The 10,158-nt window shown below is 70.5% G+C and carries 8 protein-coding genes; all 8 read left to right on the top strand.

The genetic code is table 11. The features are described 5' to 3' along the window. Nucleotides 1–1,939 (top strand): xanthine dehydrogenase family protein molybdopterin-binding subunit (locus ACFULQ_RS28035; protein ID WP_383548825.1); only part of this gene is annotated, 1,939 nt, incomplete at its 5' end. 79 nt (nt 1,940–2,018) lie between these two features. Next, a complete protein-coding gene (locus ACFULQ_RS28030; protein ID WP_383548823.1) occupies nt 2,019–3,167 on the top strand; it encodes an XdhC family protein in 1,149 nt (382 codons plus the stop codon). Between the two features lie 74 nt (nt 3,168–3,241). Beyond that, entirely contained in the window at nt 3,242–4,399 is a 1,158-nt protein-coding gene (locus tag ACFULQ_RS28025; protein ID WP_383548820.1) for an acyl-CoA dehydrogenase family protein, read from the top strand. Beyond that, nucleotides 4,396–5,184, top strand: a complete 789-nt coding sequence (locus ACFULQ_RS28020) for an enoyl-CoA hydratase/isomerase family protein (RefSeq protein WP_383548818.1) — start codon at nt 4,396–4,398, stop codon at nt 5,182–5,184. Before ACFULQ_RS28025 ends, ACFULQ_RS28020 begins: the two co-directional genes overlap by 4 nt. 167 nt (nt 5,185–5,351) lie before the next feature. Next, complete coding sequence (locus tag ACFULQ_RS28015) at nt 5,352–6,605, top strand: ABC transporter substrate-binding protein (RefSeq protein WP_383548815.1); 1,254 nt, start codon at nt 5,352–5,354, stop codon at nt 6,603–6,605. A gap of 46 nt (nt 6,606–6,651) precedes the next feature. Further along, nucleotides 6,652–8,643 carry an ABC transporter permease gene (locus ACFULQ_RS28010; RefSeq protein WP_383548812.1) on the top strand — a complete coding sequence of 664 codons (1,992 nt, stop codon included), beginning with the start codon at nt 6,652–6,654 and terminating at the stop codon, nt 8,641–8,643. Further along, nucleotides 8,621–9,367: an ABC transporter ATP-binding protein gene (locus ACFULQ_RS28005; RefSeq protein ID WP_383548809.1), complete on the top strand. Its 747-nt coding sequence runs from the start codon at nt 8,621–8,623 to the stop codon at nt 9,365–9,367. The genes ACFULQ_RS28010 and ACFULQ_RS28005 overlap by 23 nt, the downstream gene beginning before the upstream one ends. Then, nucleotides 9,364–10,131: an ABC transporter ATP-binding protein gene (locus ACFULQ_RS28000; RefSeq protein ID WP_383548806.1), complete on the top strand. Its 768-nt coding sequence runs from the start codon at nt 9,364–9,366 to the stop codon at nt 10,129–10,131. Before ACFULQ_RS28005 ends, ACFULQ_RS28000 begins: the two co-directional genes overlap by 4 nt. Nucleotides 10,132–10,158 lie beyond the last annotated feature (27 nt).

The following is a 10,158-nucleotide window of genomic DNA, read 5'->3' as shown; positions in this document are numbered from 1 at the left end:
CTACTTCAACCCGCCGGGCCAGAGGTTGAGGGCCTTCCAGGACGACCAGGTCCACTTCCGCGGCCAGCCCGTCGCCGTGGTGGTGGCCACCACCCTCGAGGTCGCGCAGCACGCCGCGGACCTGGTGAAGGTCGACTACGACACGCAGCAGGGCTCGACCGACATGACGGACGCCCCGTCGGTCCAGCTGATGGACTACGCGCGCGGTGACGCCGAGGCGGCCCTGCGCACCGCGCCCGTAACCAGCGACCTCTCCTACACGGCCGCCCGAACCCACCACAACGCGATGGAGCTGCACGCCGCCGTCGCCGAGTGGAAGGGGAACGAACTCACTGTCTGGGACAAGACCCAGTGGGTGCAGGGCGCGGTCGCCGAACTCGCCGCGGTGTTCGGTATCGCCGCGGAGTCGGTGCGGGTCCTGTCGCCCTTCGTCGGCGGAGCGTTCGGCAACTCGCTGAGGGTCTGGCCCTCCACCGTGATCGCGGCCCTCGCAGCCAGGGAGGTCAAGCGGCCGGTCAAGCTCGTCCTCACCCGCAAGCAGCTCTACACCAACGTCGGCTACCGGCCGCGTTACGAGCACCGGGTGCGCCTGGGCAGCGACCGGCGTGGCCGTCTGACCGCGATGGCGCATGAGCTGACGGCCGAGACCTCCCGCTACGAGATGTACGCCGAGGCCATCCTCGACCTCGGCCAGATGCTGTACGCCACGCCCAACGTCAGCCAGGCGTACAAGGCGGCGGCGCTGGACGTGAACACCCCGACTCCCATGCGCGGACCGGGCTACTCCTCCGCCGCCTACGCCGTCGAGTCGGCGCTCGACGAACTCGCCCACGAACTGGGCATCGACCCGATCGAGCTGCGCCTGCGCAACGAGCCGAACGAGGACCCGGCCCACAACCTCCCCTTCTCGACCCGAAGGCTGCGCGACGCCCTCCAGGCAGGCGCCCGCGAGTTCGGCTGGCACCGGCGCGACCCGAAGCCCCGGTCCACGCGCGACGGCGACTGGCTGATCGGCACGGGCATGGCGGTCGGCTGCTATCCCACGCACCGAGTGGCCGCCCAGGCCCGGGTCCGGCTCGACGCCGACGGCACCGCCCTCGTGCAGTCCGCGACCAGCGACATGGGGCCGGGCACCTATACGTCCATGACCCAGGTGGCCGCGGACGCCCTCGGCCTGACGATGCGTCAGGTGACGTTCCGGCTCGGTGACTCCGCGATGCCGGCGGCGCCCCCGCACGGCGGCTCCGTCACCATGGCCAGTGTGGGATCCGCCGTCCAGGCCGGCTGCGACACGCTGCGGCAGCAGGCGATCAAGCTGGCCGTCGAGGACAAGCAGTCACCTCTGTACGGGGCGGACCCCGATAAGGTCGTGGTCCGCTCCGGCCGTCTGAGCGTGCAGGGCGATCCAGGGCGCGGAGAGACCTACCGGCAGCTCCTCGCCCGCAACGAGCGCACACATCTCGAAGTCCTCGGCGGCTGGAGCCCGCCGTCGGCGGACCGGTTCTCGATGTACGCCTACAGCGCGATCTTCGCCGAGGTCGCCGTGGACGCGCGTCTCGGGCTGGTCCGGGTGCGGCGGATGCTCGGGGTCTACGACACCGGACGCATCATCAGTCCCAAGCTCGCCGACAGCCAGGCGCTCGGCGGCATGGTGGGCGGCATCGGCATGGCCCTGCTGGAGCACGGCGAGTACGACAACCGCGACGGCAGGCTCGTCAACGCGAACCTCGCCGACTACCTCGTGCCCGTCAACGCCGACATCCCCGAGATCCGGGCCATCTACATCGACGGCGAGGACCCCGAGGCCGATCCCCTCGGCGTCAAGGGCCTCGGGGAGGTCGTGCTGGTCGGCGTGGCCCCGGCGGTCGCCAACGCGGTCTTCCACGCGACCGGATGCCGTGTCCGCGACCTGCCCATCACCGCCGAGTCCCTGCTCTGACCGACTCCTCACCGGGGCGGTCGGCACCGTCGCCGACTGCCCCGCTCACCCCCCACCGTCACCTTCTTCGGAGCCCCCCATGCTCAACATCGCGGACACCCTCGACCACTGGTGCCGGACGCACCGGTCCTTCGCCGTCGCCACTGTCGTCCAGGTCAGCGGCAGCGCGCCCCTGCCTCCTGGCACCTCGCTCGCGGTCGACGCCGACGGTGAGGCGGTCGGCAGCATCTCCGGAGGCTGTGTGGAGGCGGCCGTCTACGACATGTGCCGCGAGGTGTTGGACACCCACAGCGCTCCTGTGCGCGTGCGCTTCGGTTACTCCGACTCCGACGCCTTCGCCGTGGGCCTGACGTGCGGGGGTGTCCTCGACGTGCTGGTGCAGCGCGTGGTGGCCGCCGACATGCCACACCTGGCCGCGGCCTTCGAACACGCGGCACGCGGTCGCCCCGTGGCCGTGGCACAGGTCGTCGACGGGCCCGCCGCGTTCCTCGGCGGCACCCTGCATGTCCGTCCGGGCACCGACGGCTGTGCCGGGACGCTCGGTCGCGAGCAGGAGGACCGGGCGGTCACGGAGCGCGCTCGCGCCCTCCTGCGGGCAGGGCAGAGCGCCCTGGTCGAGATCGGAGGAGACACCGACACCTGTCCGCAGCGGTTGTCGGTCCTCGTCCACACCAACGCCACCCGGCCCCGGATGCTGATCTTCGGCGCCGTCGACTTCGCCGGAGCGCTCAGCGAGGCCGGACGCTTCCTGGGCTACCACGTCACCGTCTGCGACGCCCGGCCCGTCTTCGCGACCCGCGCCCGTTTCCCGCACGCCGACGAGGTCGTGATCGAGTGGCCCCACCGCTATCTGGAGAACACGGCCGTCGACTCCCGCACCGCCGTCTGTGTGCTCACCCATGACGCCAAGTTCGACGTTCCGCTGCTGGCTCTGGCGCTCGGCCTGCCGGTCGGCTACGTGGGCGCCATGGGCTCGCGGCGCACCCACGAGCACCGGGAGACGCTGCTGCGGGAAGCCGGCGTTGCGGAGTCCGCGCTGGCGCGCCTGCGTTCGCCGATCGGGCTCGACCTCGGCGCCCGGACGCCCGCCGAAACGGCCCTCTCCATCGTCGCGGAGATCGTCGCCGACACCAACCGGGGCACGGGTGTCCCGCTGTCCTCGCTGACCGGCCCCATCCACCGGGCCCTGACGGACCCCGCGAGCTTGAACGCCGTCGCGGCCGCGTGACGCAATCCGCCACCACTGGTCTATCTTAGTTGACTAAGTGAGACTCATGGTGTGATGCGGAGAGGCGGAGGGACATGCGGCGCAGGCTCTACGAACAGGACCACGAGGACTTCCGGGCGACCGTCCGGGAGTACGTGGAGCGCGAAGTGGTTCCCCGCCAGGAACGCTGGGACGCCGATCGGATGGTCGAGCGCGGCGCCTGGCTGGCCGCGGGCCGTCAGGGGATTCTCGGACTGACCGTCCCGGAGGAGTACGGCGGCGGCGGTGTGACGGACGTCCGGTATCGCAGCGTGGTCATCGAGGAGCTGGCCCGGGTGGGGGCCGCCTCGGTCAACCTCGGCTTCGGACTGCAGGACGACATCTTCCTGCCGTATCTGCTGAGCCTCGCGACCCTGGAGCAGAGGGCGCGCTGGCTGCCCGGTGTGGCGGGCGGAGAGCTCATCGGTGCGATCGCCATGACCGAACCGGGCGCCGGCAGCGACCTCCAGGGCATCCGCACCAGCGGGGTGCGCCACGGCGAGGAGTGGATCCTCAACGGCACCAAGACCTTCATCACGAACGGCATCGCCGCCGACCTGGTGGTCGTGGTGGCCAGGACCGATCCGGAGGCCGGTTCCCGCGGGCTCAGTCTGTTCATGGTGGAACGCGGGATGCCCGGCTTCGAACGCGGTCGCAAACTCGACAAGATGGGCCTGATGGCCCAGGACACCGCCGAGCTGATCTTCGAGGACGTCCGGGTGCCCGCCGACAACCTCCTGGGCAAGGAGGGCGGCGGCTTCGCCCATCTGATGGAGAACCTGCCCAGCGAGCGGCTCTCCATCGCCCTCCAGGCCCTGTACCCGGCGCGGGCCGTCCTGGACTGGACGCTGGAGTACACCAAGGAGCGCACGGCCTTCGGCCGGCCCCTGGCCGCCTTCCAGAACACCCAGTTCCGCTTCGCCGACATGGTCACCGAACTCGACGTCGTCCAGGCGTACGTCGACGACTGCCTGCGTGCCCTCAACGCCGGCGAACTCACCGCGGTCGACGCGGCCAAGGCGAAACTCGCGGCCACCGAACTCCAGCAGCGGGTGGTCGACCGCTGTCTCCAACTCTTCGGAGGCTACGGCTACATGAGCGAGTACCCGGTCTCCCGGGCCTTCCTCGACGCGCGCGTGCAGACCATCTACGGGGGCACCTCCGAGATCATGCGCACCATCATCGGCCGGGACGTCACGGGGGTGCGGTCGTGACGGACGCGACGGTGAACGGGCCGAACCACCTGCGGCGGGAGCGGTGCGGAGCCGCCGAGTGGCTCGTGCTCGACCGGCCCGAGCGGCGCAACGCGCTGACCGTCGAGCTGGTCCACGACCTGGCCGACGCGGTGGCGGAGGCGGGTGCCGACCCCGAGGTGCGGGCCCTGGTCGTCACCGGCGCGGCGCCGGCCTTCTGTGCGGGCGGTGACCTGGCCGCCCTCTCGGTCGTGGCCGAGCAGGGCGCTCGCGCGGTCACCGACACCATCTACGGGCAGTTCCAGCGCCTGGTACGGCTGATGCGTGACGTCCCGGTTCCCGTCATCGCGGCGGTGGGCGGTGCCGCGCTGGGCGCGGGGCTGGACCTGGCCCTCTCCTGCGACCTGCGGTACGCCTCCCAGGAGGCGAGCTTCGCCAGCTCCTGGATCAACGTGGGCCTCGTGCCCGGCATGGGGGGTGCCCATCTGCTGACCCGGGCGGTGGGCAGTACACGGGCGAGCGAGATGGTCCTCACCGGGCGCGTGGTCGCACCGGACGAGGCGTTGGCATGGGGGCTCGTCAACGAGGTGCTGGCGGCCGACCGGTTGGAGGAGCGGGTCGCCGAAGTGACGGCCGGCCTCGCCAAGCTGTCCCGACCGGCACTGAGCAGCAGCAAGGCGTCGTTGCGCCGGGCGCTGAGTGCGGAGTTCGACCACGAGCTGGCGGTGCTCGGTGCGGTCCAGGGCGGGCTGCTCACCGGTCAGGAGTTCCGTGACGCCACGGCGCGGTTCCGACGCAGGAGCTGAAGCGGCGAGGGATAGATAGAGAGTGCACCTAGATGACTAGGTGGTCTGCACCTCATATTGAATCGTTATCTGCGACAAATGCTGCTCAAACCCTTGTCACAGCCCCGTTGCGCACCCACACTCTCCCTTCAACGAAGTGAACTAAGTTGATGGGGTGCGCTATGTCTGTGGGGAAGCTTTCGCGTAAGCCGGTTCGGGCGGCCGCCGGTGTCTGTACGGCTCTGGCCCTGACACTCGTGGCGGCCTGCGCCGGCAACAGCGACTCCGGGTCGACCGGCGAGTCCGGCAAGGCCGACAAGGCCGGTCAGGTCGCTCTGCCGGTGAAGAAGGCGCAAGGCAAGCCGATCGTGATCGGCATGATCAACAACGACACCAACGCGGCGGGCAACTTCGCCAACATGGGGCAGGCGGCCCGCGCGGCGGTGAAGTACGTGAACAACAACCTGGGCGGCGCCGGGGGACGGCCGATCCGCCTGGAGTACTGCAACTCCAACGGCACGACCGCGGCCTCGGCGAACTGCGCGGCCCAGGTCCTCGAACAGAAGCCCGCCGCGGTCATCGGTGGCCTCGACCTCGGCGCGGACGGCTCCCTGCCCGTGCTCGCCAAGGCCGGTGTGCCCTACGTGGCCACGACGCCGATCAGCCTCATCGAACTCACCTCTCCCGACTCGTTCTCGTTCGTCGCGGGATCCCCGGGGTCGCAGATCGCCGCGGCCATCTACGCCGCGAAGGAACTGCACACCAAGAAGGCCGCCGTCCTGTTCAACGAGAACCCTCAGGCGCGACTGTCCGCTGAGAGGTTCGTCCGCGACGTGCTCAAGGCGCAAGGTGTGAAGAAGGTGACCATGGTCCCCTTCGGCGTGAACGAGACCGACGTGGCCGGTCCGCTCAGCCAGGCCCTCCAGGGCGGGACCGACACGGTGTTCGGCATCATGCCGGAACCCGGCTGCGTCAACGTGCTCAAGGCCAAGCAGTCGCTGGCCAGCACGGCGACCTACGTCTTCACCGGTAACTGTGCTGCTCCGGGCGTACTCAAGGCCGCGGGAAGCGCGGCCGACGGGTCGTACTTCCCGGTCTCCGTGCAGCCCGCGAATTCGGACACCGCCGACGCCAAGGCGTTCCGGGCCGCCATGGCCAAGTACGCCCCCTCCGTCGACCTCGGGTTCTACCCGGAATCGGCCTTCGCCGCGACCGTGACCCTGGCCGACGTGCTCGGCAAGACCGACAAGCCGGACGACCCCGCGGCCGTGATCAAGGCCTTCCGCGCGCTGAAGGACGAGCCGACCTTCGTCGGTCCCCCGGCCACCTGTGACGGCAAGCAGGTCCCCGGTATGTCGTCCCTCTGCGCCAAAGATGTCCGCATCGTGAAGAGCGAGAACGGCCAGCTCCAGGACGTCGCCGGTCGCTGGTACTCCGGATGATCACCACCACGCCTCTGGTCGATCACCGGCGGACCGAAGGAACCACATGATCGAGATCCTGCAATTCGCCCTCCTGGGCCTCGGCGCGGGAACCATCTACGCCGCGCTGGGCACAGGAGTGGTGCTCACCTACCAGGCCGCCGGTGTCATCAACATCTCCCTCGGCGCGATGGGGATGTACGTCGGATACACCTACGCCTTCCTGCACAACGAGGACCTGCTGGTCCTCCCGATCGGCACCGTCGCCATGCCGGACCTGGCGGTGTGGGCCGCCATGCTGGTCTGCCTCGCCGTCGCGGCGGTGCTGGGCCTGGTCGCCTACGCGCTGGTCTTCCGTTCGCTGCGATCGGCGTCAGGTCTGCTGAAACTCGTCGCCGCCGTCGGCATCACCATGGTGCTCCAGTCCCTGGTGGTCCTGCGGTTTCCCAGCACGAGCGCGAGCGTGCCGCCGATCCTGGCGAACGACCCCGTGCACTTCGGCGGGCTGACGGTGTCGTGGGACAGGTTCCTGCTGGCGTCCCTGGTCGTCGTCATCGCCGCCCTGCTGTGGGTTCTCACGCGGTTCACCCGGACCGGCCTGGCAATGCGGGCTGTCGCCGAGGACGAACGGGCGGCCACGCTTCTCGGGCACTCGCCCGGACGCCTCTCCGCCCTCGCCTGGATGGGCTCCTCGGTACTGGCAGGCCTGCTGGGCATCCTGGCCAGTCCGATCACCGGGCTCGACCCCGTGGCCAACAGCCTGTTCATCGTGCCGGCGCTCGCCGTGGCGATCGTCGGGCGGCTTCGGTCCTTCGGCGTCACGGTCGCCGCGGGCATCGCCCTGGGCATGCTCCAGAGCGTCGTCCTGAAGTTCCAGGGCGACTACTCCTGGCTGCCGCAGACCGGGCTCCGCGAGATCATTCCCTTCCTGGTGATCGTGGTGACCCTCGCGGTCAGCGGGGGGAGTCTGCCCTCCCGCGGCACGGAGGAGGATCCCCGGCTGCCGACCGTGCCCCGCGGTGGTGCCAGTCCGATCACGGTGGGTGCGACGCTCCTGGCCGGCGTGGCGCTGGTCCTCACACTGGACGGGCCGTACCGCACCGCCCTGACGACGACGGTCGTGTCCGTGCTCGTCTGCCTCAGCATCGTCGTCGTCACCGGCATGCTGGGCCAGATCTCCCTGGCCCAGATGACCTTCGCCGGTGCAGCGGGCTTCGTGCTCAGCAACCTCACCACCCGCGCTCACCTCCCGTTCCCGCTCGCACCGCTCATCGCGGTGGCCCTGGCCGTGATCCTGGGCGTCGCCGTCGCCGTGCCGGCGCTGCGGATCCGCGGAGTGACCCTGGGCGTGGTCACGCTGGGTCTCGCCGTCGCCGTGTCGGAGTTCGTCTTCAAGAATCCCGGCTGGACGGGCGGCATGGGCGGCAGCCGGGTGCCGGAACTCCGCTTGTTCGGCACCGGACTCGGCAATGGCGGGGACATCGGGTTCGCCCTCTTCGCCCTCTTCGTGGTGACGGCCTGCGCCATCGGCGTGATCTGGCTGCGCCGGACCCGCCTCGGCGGACAGATGCTCATGGTGCGTGCCAACGAGCGGGCGGCCGCCGCGGCGGGGATCAACATCGCCGGTGTCAAGCTGACGGGCTTCGGGATCGCCGCCGGCCTCGCCGGGACGGCTGGTGTCCTTCTCGGATACCAGCAGGAGAGCCTGGCCTTCCAGAACTTCGACGTCTTCGTGTCGCTCACCTATGTCGCGGTGGTGTACCTGGCCGGCATCAGCCGCGTCTCCGGCGCCGTCATCGCCGGTCTCCTGGCCCCCGGCGGGCTGGTGTACTACGCGCTGGACCGCTGGCTGGAACTCGGCAAGTACAACGCGATCGTCAGCGCGATCGGACTGCTCCTCGCCCTGGTGACCACCCCTGGGGGTGTGGCGGGAGAACTCGACCGGCAGCTGCGGTGGCTGACAGGCAGGCTGCGTCGGCACAACGTGCCCGAGCCGTCCCGGAAGCAGGTCCCCGCACGCGGAGAGGAGACCGAGCATGCTGTCTCTCGCACTACGTGATCTGAACGTGGCCTTCGGAGGCGTGCACGCGCTCAAAGGCGTGAGCCTTGACGTCGCCCCAGGATCCCTCACGGGGCTCATCGGCCCCAACGGTGCCGGGAAGACCACCCTGCTGGACGCCTGCACGGGCTATGTCACGGCACGCGGCGAGGTCCACCTCGGCGATCGTCGTATCGACGGCCTCGCACCCTATCGAAGGGCTCGCGCCGGACTGGTCCGCACCTTCCAGGCACTCGACCTCTTCGACGACCTGACGGTGGCGGAGAACGTCGCCACCGGGATGCCGGGCGACACCCGCCGACGCTGGTGGCACCAGCTGAGGCGGATGCCCGCCGCGGACACGCCGGTGGTGCACGACCTGCTGGCGTCACTGGGGCTCGACACCGTCGCGGGCTCCCTTCCCGGATCCATCAGCCAGGGGCAGCGCACGCTGGTCGCCCTCGCCCGCGCGCTGATCGCCCGCCCCGACGTGCTCCTCCTCGACGAACCGGCGGCGGGACTCGACAGCCACGAGAGCGAAGAGCTCGGCCGACGTCTCAGGGACGTGTGCGACCGAGGCACCACCGTGCTCCTGGTGGAACACGACATGGGCCTCGTCCTCGGCAACTGCGACCACGTCCACGTCCTGGACGCCGGAACGGTGCTTGCCTCGGGGACCCCGGCACAGATCAGGAAGGACCCCGCCGTGCTCGCCGCCTACCTGGGAGAAGGGAGTCCGTCATGACCGCCGCCGACAGCGCGACCGACACCTCCGGCGCGGCAGCCGAGGCGGTGTCCGCTCTGCTGCGCGTGCGGGGCCTGCACGCGGGCCACGGCGCCGGCACGGTCGTACGCGACCTGGACCTGCACATCGCGCCGGGGGAGGTGGTGGGTCTCTTCGGCCCCAACGGCGCCGGCAAGACCACGACCCTGCTGACCCTGGCCGGCTGCCTGCCCGCCCACGCCGGGCGGATCGAACTGCTCGGCGGGCCGGTCACCGCGCGCACCGGCGCCCGTGCACTGGCCCGGCGCGGGCTGCGCCTGGTCCCCGAGGACCGGGGGCTGTTCCGGCAGTTGACCGTCCGGGAGAACCTGACGCTCTGCCTGGAACAGCGGCGAGGTGGCCGGGCACTGATCGAGGAGGCACTGACCGTGCTGCCTCAGCTGGGCCCGTTGCAATCCCGCCGCGCGGGTCTGCTGTCAGGCGGTGAGCAACAGCAACTCGCCCTGGCTCGTGCCCTGTTGGGGCGGCCACGGCTGCTCCTGGTGGACGAGATGTCCCTGGGCCTCGCCCCGAGGATCGCGGCGGAGCTGCTGCGGACCCTCCGCACCCTCGCCGTGGAACGCGGGCTCGGAGTGCTGCTGGTCGAACAGCACGTCTCCGCCGCCCTGGAGGTGGTGGACAGGGTGTACGCGCTGGCCCACGGCCGTTTGGTGCACAGCGGCACCGCGGACGAACTGCGACGGGACCCGGGCGTGCTCCAGGCGGCCTACCTCGGCGCGGACTGACGGGACGGAACGCATGCGCCCCGGGAG

Source organism: Streptomyces sp. NPDC057253 (genome assembly GCF_042669125.1).
Classification (GTDB): Bacteria; Actinomycetota; Actinomycetes; order Streptomycetales; family Streptomycetaceae; genus Streptomyces.
This window is presented reverse-complemented; position numbering and strand designations above follow the sequence as displayed.